The sequence below is a fragment of the Mycobacterium sp. ITM-2016-00317 genome (assembly GCF_002968295.1).
Taxonomy (GTDB): Bacteria; Actinomycetota; Actinomycetes; order Mycobacteriales; family Mycobacteriaceae; genus Mycobacterium.
The window spans coordinates 2180547-2201134 of sequence record NZ_CP134399.1 but is presented as its reverse complement, the minus strand read 5'-3'; the positions used below and the strand labels follow the sequence as shown (position 1 = coordinate 2201134).

Annotated in this window: 19 protein-coding genes and 3 pseudogenes; 11 read left to right on the top strand and 11 right to left on the bottom strand. The window is 67.8% G+C overall.

The features are described 5' to 3' along the window. Positions 1–35 precede the first annotated feature (35 nt). Complete coding sequence (locus C6A87_RS10480; RefSeq protein ID WP_311117163.1) at positions 36–848, top strand: SMP-30/gluconolactonase/LRE family protein; 813 nt, start codon at positions 36–38, stop codon at positions 846–848. After that, a pseudogene (locus C6A87_RS10475) lies at positions 845–1692 on the top strand (thioesterase family protein). Before C6A87_RS10480 ends, C6A87_RS10475 begins: the two are co-directional and overlap by 4 nt. A 2-nt stretch (positions 1693–1694) precedes the next feature. On the opposite strand, the gene C6A87_RS10470 reads toward C6A87_RS10475, so the two are convergent. Both C6A87_RS10470 and C6A87_RS10465 read right to left on the bottom strand, forming a co-directional pair. Further along, complete coding sequence (locus C6A87_RS10470) at positions 1695–1889, bottom strand: ferredoxin (protein ID WP_311117162.1); 195 nt, start codon at positions 1887–1889, stop codon at positions 1695–1697. A gap of 14 nt (positions 1890–1903) precedes the next feature. Next, positions 1904–3157 (bottom strand): cytochrome P450, encoded by a 1254-nt coding sequence (locus C6A87_RS10465; RefSeq protein ID WP_311117161.1) that lies wholly within the window; start codon positions 3155–3157, stop codon positions 1904–1906. Between the two features lie 44 nt (positions 3158–3201). Here C6A87_RS10465 and C6A87_RS10460 point away from each other — a divergent pair, with 44 nt between their 5' ends. Together C6A87_RS10460 and C6A87_RS10455 are read left to right on the top strand one after the other, a co-directional pair. After that, on the top strand, positions 3202–3765 hold the full coding sequence (locus C6A87_RS10460; protein ID WP_311117160.1) for a helix-turn-helix domain-containing protein: 564 nt from the start codon (positions 3202–3204) through the stop codon (positions 3763–3765). A gap of 10 nt (positions 3766–3775) precedes the next feature. Further along, on the top strand, positions 3776–4381 hold the full coding sequence (locus C6A87_RS10455) for a TetR/AcrR family transcriptional regulator (protein WP_311117159.1): 606 nt from the start codon (positions 3776–3778) through the stop codon (positions 4379–4381). Here the strand turns inward: C6A87_RS10455 and C6A87_RS10450 are convergent. Then, positions 4374–5528: a DUF1214 domain-containing protein gene (locus C6A87_RS10450; RefSeq protein WP_311117158.1), complete on the bottom strand. Its 1155-nt coding sequence runs from the start codon at positions 5526–5528 to the stop codon at positions 4374–4376. The two genes, C6A87_RS10455 and C6A87_RS10450, sit on opposite strands and share 8 nt — an antisense overlap. A 77-nt stretch (positions 5529–5605) precedes the next feature. Here C6A87_RS10450 and C6A87_RS10445 point away from each other — a divergent pair, with 77 nt between their 5' ends. Then, entirely contained in the window at positions 5606–6862 is a 1257-nt protein-coding gene (locus C6A87_RS10445) for a sulfotransferase (protein ID WP_311117157.1), read from the top strand. On the opposite strand, the pseudogene C6A87_RS10440 reads toward C6A87_RS10445, so the two are convergent. Further along, positions 6838–8027, bottom strand: a pseudogene (locus tag C6A87_RS10440) (CaiB/BaiF CoA transferase family protein). The gene C6A87_RS10445 and the pseudogene C6A87_RS10440 overlap by 25 nt on opposite strands. Positions 8028–8109: 82 nt before the next feature. Between C6A87_RS10440 and C6A87_RS10435 the strand changes: the two are divergent. The 4 genes from C6A87_RS10435 (at position 8110) to C6A87_RS10420 (ending at position 11859) form a co-directional block, all read left to right on the top strand. Continuing rightward, positions 8110–9258 (top strand): phosphotransferase, encoded by a 1149-nt coding sequence (locus tag C6A87_RS10435; RefSeq protein ID WP_311117156.1) that lies wholly within the window; start codon positions 8110–8112, stop codon positions 9256–9258. Between the two features lie 84 nt (positions 9259–9342). Next, on the top strand, positions 9343–9894 hold the full coding sequence (locus tag C6A87_RS10430) for a TetR/AcrR family transcriptional regulator (protein ID WP_311117155.1): 552 nt from the start codon (positions 9343–9345) through the stop codon (positions 9892–9894). Between the two features lie 52 nt (positions 9895–9946). After that, the gene (locus tag C6A87_RS10425; RefSeq protein WP_311117154.1) at positions 9947–11431 is read left to right on the top strand and encodes an aldehyde dehydrogenase family protein; all 1485 of its coding nucleotides are present in this window, start codon (positions 9947–9949) and stop codon (positions 11429–11431) included. Continuing rightward, positions 11431–11859 (top strand): nuclear transport factor 2 family protein, encoded by a 429-nt coding sequence (locus tag C6A87_RS10420; protein WP_311117153.1) that lies wholly within the window; start codon positions 11431–11433, stop codon positions 11857–11859. The genes C6A87_RS10425 and C6A87_RS10420 overlap by 1 nt, the downstream gene beginning before the upstream one ends. Before the next feature lie 4 nt (positions 11860–11863). Here the strand turns inward: C6A87_RS10420 and rlmN are convergent, their stop codons facing one another. From rlmN to pyrH, 4 genes and pseudogenes are all read right to left on the bottom strand, one after another. Continuing rightward, the gene (rlmN, locus tag C6A87_RS10415; protein WP_311117152.1) at positions 11864–12958 is read right to left on the bottom strand and encodes a 23S rRNA (adenine(2503)-C(2))-methyltransferase RlmN; all 1095 of its coding nucleotides are present in this window, start codon (positions 12956–12958) and stop codon (positions 11864–11866) included. A 33-nt stretch (positions 12959–12991) separates the two neighbouring features. Beyond that, a pseudogene (locus C6A87_RS10410) lies at positions 12992–13869 on the bottom strand (phosphatidate cytidylyltransferase). Positions 13870–13871: 2 nt separating this feature from the next. After that, on the bottom strand, positions 13872–14429 hold the full coding sequence (gene frr, locus C6A87_RS10405; RefSeq protein WP_311117151.1) for a ribosome recycling factor: 558 nt from the start codon (positions 14427–14429) through the stop codon (positions 13872–13874). A gap of 40 nt (positions 14430–14469) precedes the next feature. Further along, positions 14470–15225, bottom strand: coding sequence for a UMP kinase (gene pyrH / locus C6A87_RS10400; RefSeq protein WP_311117150.1), 756 nt, complete (start codon positions 15223–15225; stop codon positions 14470–14472). A 209-nt stretch (positions 15226–15434) separates the two neighbouring features. Here pyrH and C6A87_RS10395 point away from each other — a divergent pair, with 209 nt between their 5' ends. Continuing rightward, a complete protein-coding gene (locus tag C6A87_RS10395) occupies positions 15435–15878 on the top strand; it encodes a carboxymuconolactone decarboxylase family protein (RefSeq protein ID WP_311117149.1) in 444 nt (147 codons plus the stop codon). Positions 15879–15884: 6 nt separating this feature from the next. Continuing rightward, positions 15885–16346 (top strand): hypothetical protein, encoded by a 462-nt coding sequence (locus tag C6A87_RS10390; protein WP_311117148.1) that lies wholly within the window; start codon positions 15885–15887, stop codon positions 16344–16346. Here the strand turns inward: C6A87_RS10390 and C6A87_RS10385 are convergent. From C6A87_RS10385 to C6A87_RS10375, 3 genes are read right to left on the bottom strand one after another with little or no spacing between them, the layout of a single operon-like run. Beyond that, on the bottom strand, positions 16304–18325 hold the full coding sequence (locus C6A87_RS10385) for a primary-amine oxidase (protein ID WP_311117147.1): 2022 nt from the start codon (positions 18323–18325) through the stop codon (positions 16304–16306). The genes C6A87_RS10390 and C6A87_RS10385 overlap by 43 nt on opposite strands. Next, positions 18322–19833, bottom strand: a complete 1512-nt coding sequence (locus tag C6A87_RS10380) for an APC family permease (protein ID WP_311117146.1) — start codon at positions 19831–19833, stop codon at positions 18322–18324. Before C6A87_RS10380 ends, C6A87_RS10385 begins: the two co-directional genes overlap by 4 nt. Before the next feature lie 25 nt (positions 19834–19858). After that, positions 19859–20587 carry an ABC transporter ATP-binding protein gene (locus C6A87_RS10375; RefSeq protein WP_311117145.1) on the bottom strand — a complete coding sequence of 243 codons (729 nt, stop codon included), beginning with the start codon at positions 20585–20587 and terminating at the stop codon, positions 19859–19861. Between the last annotated feature and the right edge of the window lies 1 nt (position 20588).

The following is a 20588-nucleotide window of genomic DNA, read 5'->3' as shown; positions in this document are numbered from 1 at the left end:
CGTGACACTTGTCCCGTGTTTTGTAAAGTCACGACATGACGTTCACTCCGTTGGCCAACGGCTTCTGCTTCGGCGAGGGCCCGCGCTGGTTCGAAGGCCTGGTGTGGTTCTCCGACATGCTCGGCGAAGCCGTGCACACCGTGACCCTGGCCGGCGAGATGAGCACCCTGAGCTTGCCAGGTCACGCCCCGTCGGGACTGGGTTTCCGGCCGGACGGTTCGCTGTTGATCGTGTCCACCGAGCAGCGGCTGGTGCTCGGCTACGACGGCGAGTCGGTGACCACCGTCGCCGACCTGTCGGCGATCACCCCGGCTGCCCTCGGCGACATGGTGATCGACCGGCACGGTTGCGCCTACGTCGGCTCCCAGGCCCGCGAAGGCGGCGTCGTCGTCCGGGTCGATCCCGACCGCCGGCGCGCTGACGTGGTTGCCGAGAGCCTCGACTTCCCCAACGGGATGGTCCTCACCGACGGTGGCGACACGCTGATCGTCGCCGAATCCACCGGCCGACGACTGACCGCGTTCACCGTCGGTGAGGACGGCAGCCTCTCGGCGCCACGGGTTTTCGCCGACGGCCTGGACGGGCCACCGGACGGCATCTGCATCGACGCCGAGGGCGGCGTGTGGACGGCGATGACGCTGGCCCACCAGTTCGAACGCATCGAGGACGGCGGCCGGGTCACCGACCGGATCCACATCGCCGACCGCGCCGCCATCGCCTGTGCCCTCGGGGGGCCCGAGAACCGCACGCTGTTCCTGCTGAGCGCGCCCAGCGCGTATCCCGAACGGCTGCGGGGCACCACGCTGTCCAGCCTCGACGCCGTCACCGTCGACATCCCCGGAAGGTGACCGTGTCCGAGCCGACCACGCGCGACTCCTACTACACCCTCGTCGGGGCCGACGAACTCGGCGAGAAGTTCGTCGCCTCCGATCTGGTGCGCAGCACATGGTCGACGCACATCCAGCACGCCGCGCCGGTCTCGGCGCTGCTGGTGCGCGGACTGCAGCGCTGCGAGCCGCGGGCGGACACCCGGTTGAGCCGGGTGCTCGTCGACCTGCTCGGGCCCGTCCCCGCCGAAGGCGACCTGTGGGTGCGCAGCAGGCGGGAACGCTCCGGCAAGCAGATCGAGCTGATCACCGCCGAGATGCTGGCACCGGGGCCCGACGGCACCCCGCGGGCGGTTGCCAGGGCCAGCGGGTGGCGGTTGCAGACGCTGGATACCGCCGCCGTGGAGCACGCCGCCGCCGAACCGCTGCGGCCACTGTCGCAGGCCCGCGGCCGGGACATGAAGAAGAACTGGGACCGCAACTACGTGCACAGCCTGGACTGGCGCTGGCTGACCACGCCGATGGCCGCCGGCCCGGGGAATCCTGGATCAGGCCGGAGGTCGACCTGGTCGGCGGAGAATCGATGACGGCGTTGGAGCGGCTGTTCGCCGTCGCCGACGACGCCAACGGCATCGGCACCAAACTCGACATCCGCAAGTGGACGTTCCTGAACACCGACCTCGCCGTGCACATCCACCGGATGCCCGCCGGCGAGTGGATCGGCATCCGCGCCGAAACCAACTACGGGCCCGACGGTGTGGGCACCACACTGGGCACCCTGTTCGACGAGGCCGGCGCCGTCGGGGCGATCCAGCAGTCGGTGCTGGTGCGCCCCCGCCCGCCGAAAACCCCGCCCGCGGAATAGCGCTATTCCGCGGCGAAGTGGAGGGCGGCGGCCGGGCACTGGGTGACGGCCTGCCGCATCCGGTCGCGGTCCGACTCCGGGCGCTCGGCTCCGTGGATGACCACGCTGCCGTCGTCCTGCACCTCGAACACGTCCTCGGCGATCGACTCGCAGATACCGTGACCGGTGCACCTGGTGAGATCCACTGCGATCCGCATGACCACTCCGATCCTCAGCGCACGTGGGCGGGTAGTCGCTTCACGCCGTGCACGAATGTGCTGTAGAGCAGCTCGGGTTCGCCGAGCTCCACGACCTTCAGCCGAGAGAGCAACTCACGGAACAGATGTCGCAGCTCCGCTTTGGCCAGCTGGTTACCGAGGCAGAAGTGCGGGCCGCCGCCGCCGAACCCGAGGTGCGGATTGGGCGAGCGGGACAGGTCGAAGGTCCCGGGGTGCTCGAAGACGGTCTCGTCGCGGTTGGCCGAGCAGTAGAACAGTCCGACCTTGTCCCCCTCGGCCACCGGCTGGCCGTTGATCTCGGTGTCGCGGGTGGCGAAGCGGGCGAACTGCATGATCGGAGAGGACCACCGGACGAATTCCTCGACCGCGGTGCCGATGCGGCCGTCGAAGTCCGCCGTCAGCCAGTCCCGCTGATCGGGATTCCGGCTCAGCGCCAGCATCGCGTGCGTGGTCGTCTGCTTGGTGGTGTCGTTGCCCGCCGACGCCAGCAGGATCAGGAACGCGCCGATCTCCTCGTCGGTGAGCCGCTGGCCGTCGACCTCGGCGTTGACGATGGCGGTCATCAGGTCGTCACCCGGATTGGCGCGGCGGAACCTGGCCAGCTCAACGCCGGTGCTCGACAGCAACATGATCTCGTTGAGGGTGTTGGCCGCCCGCTCCTCCAGCGAGCTGTACTCGTCGTCGCTCATCGAGAACAGCTTCTCTGCAGCCAGCGCGAGCGCGGGCCGGTCGGCCTCCGGCACGCCGAGCATCTCCATGATCGTCAGCATCGGAAGGCGCGCAGCACAATCGGCGACGAAGTCGATGTCGCCGGCCCCGACCAGATCGTCGACGATCGCGACGGCGTTGCGCTGGATCTGCGCCTCGATCTGGCGGACGTTGCGCGGGGTGAACGCCGAACTGATCAACCGCCGGTAGGTCGTGTGCTGCGGCGGGTCCATGGTCAGGAAGAACGACGCGAAACGCTGCACCTCGGCCGGCATCGGGTCGAGTGCGACACCGCGCTCCGAGGTGAACAGTTCCGGATGCTGGCTGACGTAGGCGATGTCGGCCCTGCGGGTGAGCGCCCAGAAACCGGGCTCCTCGATCGGGAACAGCGACGGCAGCGGCGCGTGCCAGGTCAGCCCCTCACCGGCGCGCAGGGCTGCGAAGCACTCGTCGCGTTGCGTGAAGGGCCGGCTCCAGAAGTCGTGTGAGGTGATGTCGATCGAGCTGTGCTCACGCTCGCGCAGCGATGGTGCAGTCACGGAAATAGCGTGACACTCCACTGTTAATTTGTAAAGCTGTGTGCATGCCGCAACGGATGTCGGGTGAGGGCGGACCCCGCGATGCCGACGACCCGGACGGTTCCACCCGTCAGCGGATCCTGGTCGCCACCGCAGAAGTGTTGGGCCGCAATGGAACGACGAAGCTGTCACTGTCGGAGGTGGCCTCCCAGGCCGGGGTTTCCCGGCCCACGCTCTACCGGTACTTCGCCGACAAACGCGAACTGCTCGGCGCGTTCGTGGTGTGGGAGCGTCAGTACTACGAGCGGGCGATCGCAGCCGCCACCGCCGATCTCCCGCCCGCCGAGCGGCTCGATGCGGCCCTTCGCGTCATCGTCGACTACCAATCGTCCTATCCCGGACTGCGGATGGTCGACGTGGAACCCGACCAGGTGATCCGGAGGCTGGCCCGGGTGCTGCCGCTGATGCGTGAGCGGCTGCAGCGACTGTGCACCGGCCCCGACGCGGCCGTGGCCGCGGCCACCGCCGTGCGGGTGGCGATCTCGCAGTACCTGGTGCGCAGCGACGACTCCGACGAGTTGCTGGCTCAGCTCCGCCACGCGGCCGGGGTCAAGGACCCCGGCCGGTAGTGTTCGCCCGATGGGGCGCAAAGGGTGGCGGGGCGCGCCGCCCGCCGACGACACCGAGGCGCGCAGGCGCATCCTGAGCGCCGCACTGAACAGCATCGAGCGTCGGGGCCCGCGCCTGACCACGCTCACCGAGGTGGCCGCCGACGTCGGCATCACCCGCCCGACCATCTACCGCTACTTCGCCTCCACCGAGGAACTGCTCGCGGCCGCGGCGCAGATCGCGCTCGACCATTGGACGGCCCGCATCGGCCGCATCGCCGGGCGCCTCAGCGATCCCACCGATCTGCTGGTCGAGGCGGTCGCCTACGTGGTCGAGCAGTTGCCCCACGAACCTCTGCTGGCGCTGCTGCTGGAGACCGACCGGATGCGTGTCATGAGCCGGCAGATGGTGATGCCCGCAGCGATATCGCGCTCCCGCACCATGCTCGAGCGCACCCGCATCGATTGGGCGGCCATGGGTTTCACCGGACAGCGGATGGACGACCTGGTGGAGTTCGTGTTGCGGATGATCCAGTCGATGGTCATCGCGCCGTCGGATCCACCGCGGTCGCCCGCGGCGCTGCGGGACTATCTGCGGCAGTGGATCGCGCCGGTGATGGGCGCGGCCCTCAGCTGAGCGTGACCGGCGCGGCCGCGACCGGCACCACCTCGGTGGCGGGATGTGCGGGCAGGTCGTCGGCCAGGAACCAGCGGAACGACATCAGCCCCTCCGGGTGGCCCTTGGTCGAGATCGCGTTGGGATGGTCGAGCTGCTCCATGCTGATCACGATCGTGACCGTGCCGTCGGAATTGGGCACGGCCGAACCGGAATTCAGACCTGCCCGGCCGTATTCGACGTCCAGCGCGGCCATGTACTGGTTCCACAGGGTCAGATTCCAGAACCGGCACGCCGGGTGCTCGGCGGTGATCACCAGGGCCTCCCCCGGCTGCAGCGAGAACCCGCCGAGGCAGTAGCAGGCGTCCTGCATCGAGTACCCGTACGTCGCGCCGCCCGCGCGGTACGGCGGCGCGAGGGTGTTCACGCTCAGCGACTGACCGTCGGCGAGCTCGACCGGCTGCCGCTCGGCCAGGATCAGCGGCGTCAACGCGTACATGTCCTGGGCGAAGCGCAACGACGCCCGCAGCGACTTCGACAGGTCGGCATCGGATTTCAGAGGCACGACCGGCAGCCCGGCGTGATCGACGACCTCGATGTCCCACTGCACGCGCGCCCCGGTGTCGGGATGCTCGTGGTAGTCGCGGGTGATGATGCCGCGCGCGTCCGGGGACAGCTCGATGAACGGCCCCTGATAGCCCGCCGGCCGGTGCGGGCCCAGCAGACACGCGAACCGGCCGTCACCGTCCAGCGGCATGTCGACGTCGTAGAGCAGGCCGACGGTGCGGTTGGGCCAGGCGCCGGGCTCGGGCTCGTTGTAGACCGTCACCGAGTACATGACACTGTCGTTCGGCCGGCCGCTGACCCGGTAGGTGCGCCGCGGGTCGACGACCGCGTAACCGTAGTAGCAGTCGGTGTTGTCGCCGCCCCAGCGCCGGTCTGGCCGGAACGGTGTCAGCGTGTCGATGAAGCGCGGCGCGACCGGGTCGGCGAAGAAGTGCATGTCCAGTGACAGCGAGAGCATGGTGGCGAGGTTCTGGTACCCCTCGGCCACCGCGGTCCCGCCGCGCACCGCCTTCGGCCCTTCGAGGAACTGTTTGTCGAAATCGGCGAAGGCGGTGAGCAATTCACGCCACGCGGCCGCCGTGTCACCGCCGGGAGCAGACATGCCCGAGATCATAACCACAAACCTTACGACAAAACACTTCTTGTAAGATATGTAACGTCCGAGTAGCGTCCTGCCCCGTGACAGCTCCCCCCTCTCCGCGTCCGGCGCCAGTGCACATCACCGACCTGGCCCGGCCGACGTTCACCGCGGAGGCGCAGGCGATCATCGACGGCATGTCGGCCATGGCCGACTACTGCCCGCTGACCGCCGACGCACTGCACGAGCAGGCGGCAGCCCAGACCGGACTCACCGATTTCGGCGAGCAGGACTACCGCGAGCGGATGGCGGTGCTGCTGCAGGCCTTTCACGAGCTCCCCCGGCTGACCCGGTTCGGCCGCACCTATGCGTTCTCGCTGATGCTCACATTCCTCAAGGGCAGGCTGTATGTCGTCGAGCACCTCAAGCGCCATCCCGAGGTGTTCGACATCGACATCAGCGCCCCGCTGATCATCGCCGGCCTGCCCCGCACCGGCACCACCCATCTGCACAGCCTGCTGGCCGCCGATCCCGCCCTGCGCTCGCTGCCGTACTGGGAGGCCCAGGAACCGCTGCCCCCGCCCGGCGAGGAGGGCACGATCGCCCCCCGCCGGGAGAGAACCGGTGCGGCGCTGAACATCTCGAACACGCTGATGCCGTACTTCCAGTTGATGCACGAGATGACGATCGACCACATCCACGAGGACATCGGGTTGATGGTGCAGGACTTCGCCAGCGGGTTCTTCACCACCCTGACACATCTGCCGCGGTGGTCGGACTACCTGCGCGACAACGATCAGACGCCCGGATACCAGTTTCTGCGGATGATGCTCCAGGTGCTGCTGCACCAGGACGGGCACCCGCGGCGGTGGGTGCTCAAGAGCCCGCAGCACCTCGAGCAGTTCGTGCCGATCATGAACGTCTTCCCCGACGCCACGTTCATCGTCACCCACCGCGACCCCGTCGACGTCGCGGTGTCGATGGCCACCATGATGACCTACACGATGCGCATGAGCGTCGACGAGGTTGACGTGCCGACCGTGGCCGGCTACTGGATAGACCGCATCGACGAGATGCTGGCGGCATGTCTGCGCGACCACGACAAGCTGCCGACGGACCGGACCATCGACGTGCGCTTCGACGAGTTCATGGCCGACGACCTGGCCATGGTCGAGCGGGTCTGGGACACCGCCGGCTACCGGCCGAGCGCGCAATCACGTGCGGCGGTCCGCGAATACCTGGCCGGACACACCAGGGGCAGGTTGGGCTCGGTGGACTACCGGGCCGCCGACCTCGGCCTGGACAAGACCGAACTGCGCCGCCGCTTCGCGCCCTACGTCGAACGGTTCGTGCGCTGAGCCAGCTCGGTCAGCACCTCGTCGGTGTGCTCGCCGAGCTCCGGTGCCGTACGGCGGATCTCGGTGGGCGTCCCGTGGAAGTCGGCCGGGGTGGCGACCATCGGCACCGATCCGCCGGCGGCGTCGGGCACGTACACGATCCCGCCCGCGGCGTGGAACTGTTCGTCGGCGACGACGTCCTCCAGCGAGTTGATCGGCGACCAGAACAGATCCGGTTGTCCGGCAAAGATTTCCGACCACTGCGCGAGCGTCCGGCCCGCGAAGATCTCGTCGAGTTCGGCGATCAGCTCGACCGCGTTGGCGGCCCGCGCCCGTCCGGTGGCATACCGTTCGTCGGCCAGCCACTCGGGCCGTGCGACCGCCGCGCACAGTGCGGGCCAGTGCCGCTCGCCCTGCAGGCCCACCAGCCAGAACCGTCGCCCGTCGGCCGCGGTGTAGTTGTTCATGCACGGGTTGCCCATCGACTCCCGCCGCCGATCGCGATCGGCTGCCCGGTGATCAGGAACGTGTTGAGGTCGAAACTGACCGTGTAGGCGCCCTGCCGGTACAGCGACGTGGTCACCAATTGCCCGGTACCGGTGCGGGTCCGGGCCAGCAGCGCCGCGCACACCGCGCCGGCCAGCGTCATACCGGCCATGTGGTCCCCCATCCCGCCGCGCTGGAACGGCGGGGTCTCCCCCGGGCGCGTCAGCAGATGCGCCAGCCCGGCCCTGGCCCAGAACGCGGCCACGTCGTAGGCAGGCCGGTCGGCGTCCGGACCGTCACCGCCGTACCCGGTGATCAGGCCGTAGACCAGGCGCGGATTGGCCGCTGCCACCGTCTCGAAGTCGCAACCGATGCGGCGCAGCGCGCCGGTGCGGATGTTGGTCAGGAACACGTCGGCGCCGGCGAGCAGTTCGCGCGCGGCCGACTGCCCCTCGGCCGTGGTGAGATCCAGCATCACGCTGCGCTTGCCGCGGTTGTCCATCTGGAACGGCGGGCTGACGTGCTGGGCGTCCTGGGGGTCGATGCCCAGCATCCGGCCGAACGTCCTGGCCGGGTCACCGGTGGGCGGTTCGATCTTGATCACGTCGGCGCCCCAGTCGGCGAGGATGCCGCCTGCGGCCGGACCCGCCACCCACACGCCGAGCTCGACGACCCGGACCCCCGCCAGCGGACCCACCATGCCTCCGACCTCCTCCGTTTTACAAAATCGTTCCGCTTTGTAACCCTATGTGGGCTATCGGTCCAAGCCTAGGAGTCACCTGGTGTCCGTCATCGCCAATCGGGTCGCGCCCGTTGCGGGTCTGGCCTCGCATCTGGGTCGCGCGTTCCGCCGGATCGGGACCGACGCGCTGGTCGGCGGCCGGCGCGCCCTGCCCCGCACCGTCGCCCAACTCGATGCCGAGGCACTGTCGTCGATCCTCGGCCGCTCGGTCACGTCGGTGTCGGTGCTCGGCGGCGACGCAGGCACCTCGTCGCGCGCCCGCCTCGCACTGACCGGTGACGACATCCCCGCGACGGTGTTCGTCAAGATGGCCGCCGAGACAGTGACGACCCGACTGATGGGCGAGCTCGGCAACCTCGCCGACACCGAGACCCGGTTCTACCGCCAGCTCGCACCGGAGCTGGCAGGGGTGCCGCGCAGCTTCGGTTCGCGTTTCGACCCGGCCACGGGCAGGTTCGTGCTGATCCTGGAAGATCTGGCGGACCCGTCCGGACTGCCGTGCGAATTCCCCGACACCCTCCATCCGATCGATCCCGACCGGGCCGCGCTCGTCGTGGAACTGCTGGCCCGGCTGCACGGGACGTTCTGGGGCCGGTTGCCGGCGCGCGGCCGCACCGGCCCGCTCGGCTGGCTCTACACCGCCTCGGGCGACAGCGCCTCGATGCTCACCGCTCCGCTGCTGCGGACGGCGTCGCGGCGGATCGCCGAACGCACCGACCTTCCGGTGCAGCGCGGACGCTTCATCGACGAGAACTACCGCGCCGTGGCGGCGCTCGTGGACCGCCCGCCGCACACCGTGATGCACGGCGACGCCCACCCCGGCAACCTGTACTTCCGCGACGGGCAGGCCGGACTGCTGGACTGGCAGGCGGTCCGGCGCGGCCACCCCAGCCGCGAGCTGGCCTACACCCTGGTCACCTCCATGACCACCGATGACCGGCAGCAGACCCAGCAGGACCTGCTCGACGTGTACCGGCGCGCGCTGGCCGCATCGGGCGGCCCCGACATCGACCGCGACGACCTGTGGCTCCGCTACCGGCAGGGTGCGCTGTATCCGTACGTCGCGGCGCTGATCACCGCCGGCATGGGTGGCATGCAGGTCGAGGACATCGCACTGAAGGGCCTGACGCGCAGCCTCAACGCACTGGAGGACCTCGACACCGTGGCCCTGCTCCAGCGGAGCCTGTGACCAACGACGCGAGCGCTTCGCCCGCGATCTGAGGGGCCCACGCTTTACGATCGTCTCCGAACCCGTAAGTGAGGCCCGTAGAACGTGAAGCAGTCCGCAGCCGATACCGCCGGCGCCGCCGAGGACATCTCGACGCGGCAACGGATCCTCGTCGCCACCTCCGAGGTGCTGGGCCGCAGCGGCCAGACCAAGTTGAGCCTGTCCGAGGTGGCGCTGCAGGCCGGGGTGTCCCGCCCGACCCTGTACCGCTGGTTCGCCGACAAGCAGGCGCTGCTCGAGGCGTTCGGCGTCTACGAACGGGAGATGTTCGAGACCGGGATCGCCAAGGCCACCGCGGGCCTGCGCGGCAATGAGCGGCTCGACGCGGCGATGCGCTTCATCGTCGAATACCAGCAGTCCTATTCGGGGGTGCGGCTCGTCGACATCGAGCCCGAGGTGGTGATCGGGCGGCTGTCCGAGATCATCCCGTCGATGCGGGCACAGCTGGAGAGACTGCTCACCGGCGCCAATGCCGGGGTCAAGGCCGCTACCGCGATCCGGGTCGCGGTATCGCACTACATCGTGCGCAGCGACGACGACGACGAGTTTCTTGCGCAGTTGCGCCACGCGGTCGGAATCCGACCGTCCACCGACTGATCGATCGATCAATCAGGCTGACAGTCAGCTCAAAATTTGTAATGCTGTGGCTATGACCACAGTGCAGAGCGAATCGGGCGTGTTGGCCGGCGACGAGCGGATGCTCATCGACGGCGAGCTGCAACACACCAGTAGCGGAGCGACATTCGATGTCGTCCATCCCGCCAGCGAGGAAGTCGCCGGGCAGGCCACCGACGGCACAGTCGAGGACATGGCGCGCGCTGTCGGCGCCGCCCGGAGAGCCTTCGACGAGACGGATTGGTCACGCGACAAGGACTTCCGCTACCACTGCCTGACCCAGCTGCACGAGGCGCTGGACCGCAACAAGGAGCGGCTGCGCCGGGTCCTGATCACCGAGGTCGGCTGCCCCGTCTCGGTCACTGGCAGCCAGATCGAGAGCCCGATCGACGAGGTCAAGCACTGGGCCGAGCACGGCCGCAACTTCGAGTACCTCGTCGACAACGGGGTGCACGACACCCCGCTCGGGCCCGCCCGGCGCAAGATCCACTACGAGGCGGTCGGCGTGGTGGGCGCGATCACGCCGTGGAACGTGCCGTTCTACCTCAACATCGCCGAGACGGTGCCCGCCCTGATGGCGGGAAACACCGTGGTGCTCAAGCCCGCTCAGCTCACCCCGTGGTCGGGCAGTGAATACGGCCGCATCGTGGCCGAGGAGACCGACATCCCGGCGGGGGTGTTCAACGTGGTGGTCTCCAACGCCAACGAGGTCGGCGCGGCGCTGTCGTCCGATCCGCGGGTGGACATGATCACGTTCACCGGATCCACCGCCACCGGCCGCGCCATCCTGGCGGCGGGCGCGCCGACGGTGAAGAAGACGCTGCTGGAGCTCGGCGGCAAGTCCGCGCACATCGTGCTCGACGACGCCGACTTCGGCTCTGCGCTGTCGATGGCCGCGATGATGGCCTGCGTGATGAGCGGGCAGTCCTGCATCCTGCCGTCCCGGATCCTGCTGCCGCGCAGCCGCTATGACGAGGGCATCGAGATCCTCAAGAACATGATGGAGAACTTCCCGGTCGGCGATCCGTGGACCCCGGGCAACATGCAGGGCCCGCAGATCAGCGACACCCAGCGGCAGAAGGTGCTCGGCCTGATCCGCAGCGGCATCGACTCCGGCGCCCGATTGGTCACCGGCGGCGGCATCCCGGAGAACCTGCCGGTCGGGTACTACACCCAGCCCACGCTGCTGGCCGACGTCGACCCGGATTCGCAGGTCGCCCAGGAGGAGATCTTCGGCCCGGTGCTGACCGTCACCCCGTATGACACCGACGACGAGGCGATCGCGATCGCCAACAACACGATCTACGGGCTCTCCGGCGAGGTCAGCGGCGCCGACCTGGAGCGCGCGTTCGCCGTCGCGACCCGGATGCGCACCGGCAACGTGACCATCAACGGCAAGAGCCACTTCGGTATCGGCAGCCCGTTCGGCGGGACCAAGCAGAGCGGCCTGGGCTACCGCAACGGCGAAGAGGGCTACAAGGAGTACCTGGAGGCCAAGACGATCGGTCTGCCCGACTGATGGAACCTCAGGCGCTCGCCGACGAGTTGGAGATCCGGGCGCTGCTGAATCGGTACGCCCGGGGCGTCGACACCAAGGATTGGGAGCTGTACCGCTCGGTGTTCACCGAGGACGCGGTGATCGACTACTCGTCGGCGGGCATTCCGCCGGGCTCCCGCGACGAGATCGCCGAGCTGTTCAGCAGCGCGTTCGAGGCGATTCCGTGGACCATGCACTACATCACCAACGTCGAGGCCACCGTCACCGGTGACACCGCCTCGGTGCGGGCGATGTTCTACAACCCGATGCAGTTGCCGGGGATGGCCGACCAGAGCTCGTGCGGCGGTTACTACTTCCACGAACTGGTGCGCACGCCCGACGGTTGGCGCAGCCGGCATCTGCGCGAGGACAACGTGTGGTTCGTCAACCGTCCCGGCGGCGCGCCGTGATGCGTCAGCTCTGAGCGGCCAGCTGCCCGCAGGCAGCGGCGATCTCGCGGCCGCGGGTGTCGCGCACCGTGCACGACACCCCGCGCTCGCGGACCCGCCGGACGAACTCGCGCTCGACCGGTTTGGGACTGGCGTCCCACTCACTGCCCGGGGTCGGGTTGAGCGGGATCAGGTTCACGTGCACCAGCGGGCCGAGCTTGCCGTGCAGCTTCTTGCCGAGCAGATCCGCCCGCCACGGCTGGTCGTTCACGTCACGGATCAGCGCGTACTCGATCGACACCCGGCGCCCGGTGGCGTCGGCGTAGTAGCGCGCGGCGTCGAGCACCTCGTCGACCTTCCACCGGTTGTTGACCGGCACCAGCGTGTCGCGCAACTCGTCGTCGGGGGTGTGGAGCGACACCGCGAGCGTCACGTTGAGTTTCTCGTCGGCGAGCTTGCGGATCGCCGGGGCCAGCCCGACCGTGGACACCGTGACCGAGCGCGCCGAGATGCCGAACCCGTTCGGCGGCGGGGCGACGATCCGCTTGACGGCGGCGAGCACCCGGTTGTAGTTGGCCAGCGGCTCGCCCATGCCCATGAAGACGACGTTCGACAGGCGGCCACCGCGGTTATGCAGTTCGGCCGCGGCCGCGCGGACCTGTTCGAGAATCTCGGCGGTGGACAGGTTGCGCTGGAGCCCGCCCTGCCCGGTGGCGCAGAACGGGCAGGCCATCCCGCAGCCTGCCTGTGACGAGATGCACACGGTGTTGCGGTCGGGATAGCGCATCAGCACCGACTCGAACGTGGTGTTGTCGACCGCACGCCACAGCACCTTGCGGGTGGCGCCGGAGTCGCACTCGATCTCGCGGTCGGCGTGCAGCAGCGTCGGGAACAGGGTGGCGCCGACCTGTTCGCGCACCGCGGCAGGCAGGTCGGTCATCTCCAGCGGATCGGCGATCAGCCGGCCGAAATACTGGTTGGCCAGCTGTTTTCCCCGGAAGGCCGGCAATCCCAGATCGGCCAGGGCCGCGGCGCACTCGGAGTCGGCGAGGTCGGCGAAGTGCCTCGGCGGCAGCGCGCGGCGAGGAGCATCGAAGACGAGCGGAAGTGGATTGGGCATGACTGCCGTCCAGTATCCCCCGTCGGGGTGTGCTCAGGCCAGCAGGGACAGCACGACCCAGGTCGCCACGGCCGACGGCAGCACCGAGTCCAGCCGGTCCATCAGGCCACCGTGACCGGGCAGCAGCGTGCCCATGTCCTTGATCCCCAGATCGCGTTTGACCTGAGACTCGACCAGGTCGCCGAGGGTTCCGGTGATGACGAGCATCAGCCCGAGCGGGACCCCGACCCACCACGGATTGTCGGTCAGGTACTCCACGGCCAGCGACGACACCACCACGCCGAGCAGCAGCGAACCGGCCAGGCCCTCCCAGGACTTCTTCGGGCTGATCGCCGGCGCCATCGGGTGCTTGCCGAACAGCACCCCGGCGGCGTAGCCGCCGACGTCGGAGGCGACCACGCCCAGCATCAGGCAGAACACCCGGCCGGCGCCGTCGTCCGGGTAGATCAGCAGCACGCCGAAGCTGGCGAACAGCGGCACCCAGGCGGCCAGGAACACGGTGACGGCCGTGTCGCGCAGGTAGTTCTGCGGCGCGGTGGACAGTCCGCCCGACACCAGCCGCCAGATCATGCACACCACGACGGTGCCGCCGAACGCGCCGAGCGCCCCCGCGGCGCCGAACGGCCAGGTCAGCCAGATCATCGCCTGTCCGCCGACCAGGAGCGGTACCAGCGGGATCGCGAAGCCACCCTCCCGCAGCCGACGGCCGACCTCCACGGTGGCGATCGCGATGGCCACGGACACCACGACCACCCACACCTTCGGTGCGAACAGCAGGGTGACGATGAGCATGCCGCCGAGGGCGAAGCCCACCGCGAGCGCGGCCGGAAGTTGCGCCCGGCGCGTGACGACTTCTTCGGCGGCTCGTCGACCGGCTGGGTTCCCACGGGAGTCGAGTGCTGGTCGGTCATGGTCAGACCTCCAGCAACTCGCCTTCCTTGTGCTTGACCAGTTCGTCGATCTGATTCGTGTACTGGTGGGTGCTCTTGTCGAGGTCCTTCTCGGCGCGGGTCACCTCGTCCTCGCCGGCGTCGCCGTCCTTCTTGATCCGGGACAGTTCCTCCATCGCCTTGCGACGGATGTTGCGCACCGACACCTTGGCGTCCTCGCCCTTGGCCTTGGCCTGTTTGACCAGGTCACGGCGGCGCTCCTCGGTGAGCTGCGGGATCGAGACGCGGATGATGTTGCCGTCGTTGGACGGGTTGACCCCGAGGTCGGAGTTGCGGATCGCGTCCTCGATGATGCGCAATTGGCCGGCCTCGTACGGCTTGATGACGACCATCCGCGCCTCAGGCACGTTGATGCTGGACAGCTGCGTGATCGGGGTGGAGGCGCCGTAGTAGTCGACATGGATGCGGTTGAACATCCCGGGGTTCGCGCGGCCGGTACGTATCGACGCCAGGTCGTCGCGTGCCACCGAGACGGCCTTCTCCATCTTCTCCTCGGCATCGAAGAGGGTTTCGTCGATCACTGTCTTTCTCCCGTCGCTGTTGCTCTCCCGGTGCCACGCGTCACGTGGTGACCAGTGTCCCGATCTTCTCACCCGCGACGGCGCGCGCGATATTGCCGTCGACGAGCAGGTTGAACACCAGGATCGGCATTCCGTTGTCCATGCACAAACTGAACGCGGTCGCGTCGGCGACCTTGAGCCCGCGGTCGATGACCTCACGGTGACTGATCGCCGTCAGCAGTTCGGCGTCCGGCTCGATGCGCGGGTCCGCGGAGAACACGCCGTCGACCGCCTTGGCCATCAGCACCACGTCGGCGCCGATCTCCAGCGCGCGCTGGGCGGCGGTGGTGTCGGTGGAGAAGTACGGCAGACCCATGCCGGCGCCGAAGATCACGACGCGCCCCTTCTCCAGGTGCCGGACGGCCCGCAGCGGGATGTAGGGCTCGGCGACCTGACCCATGGTGATCGCGGTCTGCACCCTGGTGTCGATGCCCTCCTTCTGCAGGAAGTCCTGCAGGGCAAGGCTGTTCATCACGGTACCGAGCATGCCCATGTAGTCCGACCGGGTGCGCTCCATGCCACGCTGCTGCAGCTGGGCGCCGCGGAAGAAGTTCCCGCCGCCGATCACGACGGCGACCTGCGCGCCGCTGCGGACGACCTCGGCGATCTGGCGTGCGACCAGCGCGACCACGTCGGGATCGAGCCCGACCTGACCGCCGCCGAACATCTCACCGCCGAGCTTGAGCAGGACCCTGCCGTATGCCGGCCGGATCAGAGGGGGCTGGTCGGTGAATGGCTCGTCCGCTGGATCAGCCATCGGGCTCCTTCCGGTCTGCACACAACGCCGCCACCACGTGACGACCCCCCAATCCTGCCAAACCCAGGAGCGTCAGATGACCGAAGGGCCACAGGCGGCACTCTCCACCGCGCGAGCGGGCGTGTCTGCGGCCGACACGCCGACATTCTCCCGAAGTCCACGCACGCTCGTCGCTGTCACATCTGCCGCCCCGTTCTCGTCTCACTGACATGACTGCACGCACGCCGCTGAGTTCAGCGGTCCCGAACGCATACCAGACGACCATCACGCTCTCCGGACAGGCCGAGAAGGCGGCGCTGGCGGCCGGGGTGCCCGCGCTGACCGTCGAGCTGGTCCGCATCCGGGCCTCCCAGCTCAACGGCTGCGGGTTCTGCCTGCACATGCACGTGCGCGACGCGCTGGCCAAGGGAGCGACCACCGATCAACTCGCCGTGCTTCCCGCGTGGCGGGAGACGAACTACTTCTCCCCCACCGAGCGGGCCGCACTGGCGATCGCCGAGGAGATCACCCGCATCGACACCCCCAACGCAGGCATCGACGAGGACACCGCCGCACTCAGCGGGCAGCAGGCCGCCGCGCTGCGCTGGGTAGCCGCCGTCATCAACGCCCTCAACCGCATAGCGATCTCCAGCCACTACGCCGTGGAGCCGTGAGTCGACGTGAACCCGACACCGCATCGCGTCCTGCTCTGCTTTCTTGCCCTCACGGGCGCGGTCACCGGCGGATGGGCGTACTTCGCGCCTGTCCACTGGTACGACACGTTCCCCGGCCTGGGGATGAGTTGGCTGCCCCAACTCGGCCCCTACAACGAACATTTCGCCAAGGACGTCGGAGCCTTCTTCCTCGGCCTGACGGTACTCAGCGTGCTGGCGTTCATCTGCGTGGCCAACACCACGCTCGTCCGGGTCACCGCAGGCACGTGGGCGGTGTTCAACCTGCTGCATCTGATCCTTCACCTGCAGATGCTGCACCACTACAGCCCGCGTGACCAGGTGCTCAATGTCGTCGCGCTGAGCGCTCTGCTTCTCGCGTCGCTGGCACTGTTCATCCCGTTCAGGCGGAACGACGGGAGTACGGGTCAGGACTCCAGGGCGCGCTCGGCCACCGGCAGACCGGCCTGACCCGCGTGGCAGGCCTTCGGCGGTGACGGCGGCAGGTCCAGCGCCGGGTTCCCGTCGAAGAAGCCGATCGGCTTCAGGTGGAAGCCGGTGTACGCGCACGGCATCACCGGCCAGTCCTCGGGCCGCACCACGTGGTGGGCGCCCAGGGTGTACCAGAGCACCACGTCGGTGTTCTCCAGCGGCGCGTCGTCGGCGACGAAATCGGGCAGCCCCTGCACGTCGGCCGACTGGTACATGTAGTCGCCTGCGGCGAACCGTTCGGCGGGGTCGTACCGGGTCACCCACAGGTTGTGCTGCAGGAAGCGGGCGCGGTCATAGATGTGGGAGCCCTCCTGCACCATCACCGGCACCACGTCCTTGGGCACCAGCTTGTAGGCCACCGGGATGCCGAGCTCGTTGGGTTTGGCCGGGTTGGTCACCTTCCAGTACCTGCCCGTCGACCAGTTCCAGTCGCGCGCCCCGTCGGCTTCGGAGGCCACCAGGGTGTCTCGGGTGATCCACGCATTGTGGTGCGGGTTCAGCTCCGGGTCGGGTTCGGGTACCGAATCCACCTCGTAGACGCTGTTGTTCGCACCGTCGATGCTCATGTCCAGGCGGAAGTTGAAGAAGTGCTGGTGGTTCGGGCCGTAGATACCCGGAGCCACCATCTTGCCCCAGCGCGGCTGCTCCCCCGGCGCCATCTCGACCGCGCCCGTGGTCAGCACCCCGGAGAGCTTGACCTCGACCTCGATCGAGGCGTCGTTGTAGAAGTACCAGAAGAACCCGTACTCGTAGTTGCCGACCGTGCAGATCATCGAGATCACCAGCCGCCGGGACCGGCGCACCTCGACCTCTTCGGTGCGGAAATCGGTGTGCTTCCAGGAGATCCCGAAATCCTCCTCGTGCATGCAGATCGCGTTCGGGATCGTCACCGCGTTGCCGCTGGAGTCGTTGACCGTGCCGTCGAAGTAGTGGATCTCGCCGAGACAGTCACAGCCCAACGTCAGCGGGTTGGCCGAGAACCCCATCCCGACCTCACCCATGTCGAAGACGTTCTTGTTCCAGTGCGTGGGGGAACTGTCGCCGTAGGGCACCACCATCTCCGACAGCGAGGCACGGTACATGATCGGCCGGGTCTCCCCCCGGTCGGTGTAGGTGATCTCGTGCAGGGTGATGCCCTCCCGCGGATTGAACCCGATCCGCAGAGACCACTTCTGCCACTGCACCTTCCAGCCGTCGACGGTGAAACTCGGCCCGTCGGGCTGGATGATCTCGATCGGTTTGACGTCGTCGCGGAACTGGGTGAAGGCGGGCCGATTGTCCGGGTCGAACATGAACTTCTCGCTGTAGTTGCCCGCCGTCGGCGGCAACGGCACCACCCCGTGGTCCTCGACGTCGACGACGACCATCGCGTCGAGGTCGAACGTCACGATGAGTCCCTCGACCGGCCGGGCGTATCCGTGCTCGGACGGCGCCGCCCGCATGAACGTCAGCGGACGGCAGATCAGCGCCGAGTTGTCGTAGTGGTCCTGCGCACCGTAATAGCCTGCGGGCCACGGGTCGATCATCGCGAGGCTGAAGTCGGTGACGCCGCGCTTGCGCATCGCCTCCTGCCAGCGGGGATCCTCCCTGACCTTCTCCTCCACCCCGGTCATGTGCTCGACGAGGTAGGACGGGAACCGCCCCGGGATCGGTGTCCAGGACTCGACGACGCGCGCCCCGAGGTCGACGACCGCCTCGTAGACCAGTTTGGCGGGCGCGTCGTACATCGTCAGGAATGCACGACGCGCAACGTCGTGCTGTCCCTCGAACGTCAGCGCCGCGTTCTTGTCCGGTTCGGCGAGCTGGATCATCACGAACTTGAGTGTGGGAGTTCCGTATTCGGATTCCCTCACGACCGCCGCGGCAGCCTCGATCTCGGGGCCACTCAGCGGGTCGAGCGGGTAGTGATGGAAGTCCCCGATCGGATCCGCGCTCAGTGCGGTGTCCTCCATGGTCATTTGGTTGTGTCCTCTGCTTCTGTCTTGGTGAGGTCGAATACTGCGAGATGAGCCAGGTTGTCTTCCTGGCTGGTCTTGTGCGCCGAGCGACGGCCGAAGATGTAGACCACGAGCCCGAGGGCGAACATGCCGAGGCTGATCGATCCGACCCATGTCATCCAGGTCGCTTGTGGCACGTCGATCCACGGCGTGACGAACGAGTAGTAGATGCCGCCGATCGTGCCGATCGAACCGACGACGACCACGGCCCACACTCCGGCCATGCCGCCGGGGATGCGCCAGAACTGTTCGCTCGCATACCTGTCCGCGTACTTCTTGCGGGCGACGACCAGCGGGATCAGGAAGAAGAACCCTGACAGCAGCCACACCGTGCTCAGGCCGCCCTGCAGGTAGATGGTGACGTTGGCCATGCTGCTCTGCGAGTACAGGCCCACGAGGATCAGCGACGAGATGACGCCCTGGATCAGGATGGCCGTCACCGGGTTACGGGTCCGTGGGTTGAGGTGGGTGAAGATGCGCGGCAGGTGCCGTTCCAGGCCGGAGACGAAGATCAACCGCGAGTACGCCACCTGGTAGGTCATCAGCGCCACGATGATGATGCCGGCCAGCACTATCGCGCAGATCTCCATCAGGCCGGGGAAGCCCGCCACGTCCAGCATCCCGATGATGCCGGTCACCGGGTCGATCTCGTCGCCGGGTAGCGCCATCATGGTGCCTAGCGTGGTCATCAGGTAGATGGCGACCAGAGCCGTTGAGCCCCAGAGGATCATCCGCGGCCCACTCTTGCGGACCGACAGGAACTCCGCGCCCATGTTGTACGGGGTTTCGACGCCGAGCAGGTACAGCAGCACCGTTCCGTAGAGGAAGCCGGCAACGGCGAAATTGGGGATGGTCGCCTCGGCCCAGCTGAACGGTGTCGCCGAGCCGTTCTCGACGGCGAAGAGCAGACCGCTGATGAAGATCGTCAGAGTCAGCACGCCGTAGACCACGAAGACGATGTTCATGATCTTCTGATTGGCGGCCAGTTTCGCCAGCGCCAGACCGATGACGGTCCACAGGATCACCAGCTGCAGGATGATGCTGGTCGTCAGCCCGAGTTCGGTGTGGAAGGCCAGCAGCAGGAACTGCAGCACCACCGCAGGCGAGGATGCCGCATTGAGGATCACCGGCACCCACGACAGATAGCCGCCGATGAAGCCCCACGTCTCACCCATGGTGCGGTAGGCCCAGATGTACACCCCACCCTGACCCGGCCACAGGTTGCCGAGCTCGACCACGGCCATACCCGCGGGGACCAGGAACGTCAGGATTCCGAGCACCCACATCGGGATGGCCGTCCAACCGCCGCCTGCCATCACCGAGGAACCGGTGACCCAGCAGATGATGAAGACGTAGGCCGCCGTCAGGCCGAACGTGCTCATCACCTTGGGGAGGATCTGCTCGGGGACGAGTTCGGTCGTCATCAGTGTGTCGCGCCCCGCAGGTGGCGCCGCCTCAGCTTGTGTCATTGGTTGTCTCCCAAAGTGGTTGAGATCAATTGACGATCTGTCCGTCTTTCATCCGGATGACACGGCTCGCTTCGTCGGCCACCGTGGGGTCATGGGTGCTCGCGACCACGGTGACTCCCATGGTCGAACACAGGTCGCGCAGCATCCGCACCACCGTCTCCCCCGTGCGGTGGTCGAGGTTGGCGGTGGGCTCGTCGGCGAGGACGAGTGCCGGGCTGCTGATCAGCGAGCGGGCGATCGCCGTGCGCTGCTGCTCACCGCCCGACATCTTGGTGGGCTGGTGGTTGATCCGGTGCCCGAGCCCGACCAGCTCAAGCAGCTCGATCGCGCGCTGACGCAATGCTTTCCGATCGTAGGGCTCGAACATCAGCGGAAGCTCGACGTTCTCGACCGCCGACAGGAACGGGATCAGGTTGTAGCTCTGGAAGATGAAGCCGATGGCGTCGTGGCGCAACGCGGCGTACTGACTTTCGGTCAGCGCGGCGGTGTCCTTGCCTGCGACCTTCACGGTGCCCTTCGTCGGCCGGTCCAGGCCGCCGATGATGTTGAGCAGGGTGGATTTGCCGCTGCCGCTCGGTCCCATCAGGCAGACGAACTCTCCGGGCAGCACCGTCAGGTCGGCGGCCTTGAGAGCCTTGACGATCTCGTCGCCGAGTTTGTGCAGCTTCCAGACATCCGCGATCTCGATGACCGGGGCGACTGGATCGGCGCCGACGGGAACTGCGACACCTGGTGTTTCGTCGAGTGCGGTCACG

Coding starts and splice junctions, on each gene's coding strand:
- C6A87_RS10480 (WP_311117163.1), top strand. CDS start 36: ATGACGTTCACTCCGTTGGCCAACGGCTTCTGCTTCGGCGAGGGCCCG.
- C6A87_RS10470 (WP_311117162.1), bottom strand. CDS start 1,889: ATGCGGATCGCAGTGGATCTCACCAGGTGCACCGGTCACGGTATCTGC.
- C6A87_RS10460 (WP_311117160.1), top strand. CDS start 3,202: ATGCCGCAACGGATGTCGGGTGAGGGCGGACCCCGCGATGCCGACGAC.
- C6A87_RS10455 (WP_311117159.1), top strand. CDS start 3,776: ATGGGGCGCAAAGGGTGGCGGGGCGCGCCGCCCGCCGACGACACCGAG.
- C6A87_RS10450 (WP_311117158.1), bottom strand. CDS start 5,528: ATGTCTGCTCCCGGCGGTGACACGGCGGCCGCGTGGCGTGAATTGCTC.
- C6A87_RS10425 (WP_311117154.1), top strand. CDS start 9,947: ATGACCACAGTGCAGAGCGAATCGGGCGTGTTGGCCGGCGACGAGCGG.
- C6A87_RS10420 (WP_311117153.1), top strand. CDS start 11,431: ATGGAACCTCAGGCGCTCGCCGACGAGTTGGAGATCCGGGCGCTGCTG.
- rlmN (WP_311117152.1), bottom strand. CDS start 12,958: ATGCCCAATCCACTTCCGCTCGTCTTCGATGCTCCTCGCCGCGCGCTG.
- pyrH (WP_311117150.1), bottom strand. CDS start 15,225: ATGGCTGATCCAGCGGACGAGCCATTCACCGACCAGCCCCCTCTGATC.
- C6A87_RS10395 (WP_311117149.1), top strand. CDS start 15,435: ATGACTGCACGCACGCCGCTGAGTTCAGCGGTCCCGAACGCATACCAG.
- C6A87_RS10385 (WP_311117147.1), bottom strand. CDS start 18,325: ATGACCATGGAGGACACCGCACTGAGCGCGGATCCGATCGGGGACTTC.
- C6A87_RS10380 (WP_311117146.1), bottom strand. CDS start 19,833: ATGACACAAGCTGAGGCGGCGCCACCTGCGGGGCGCGACACACTGATG.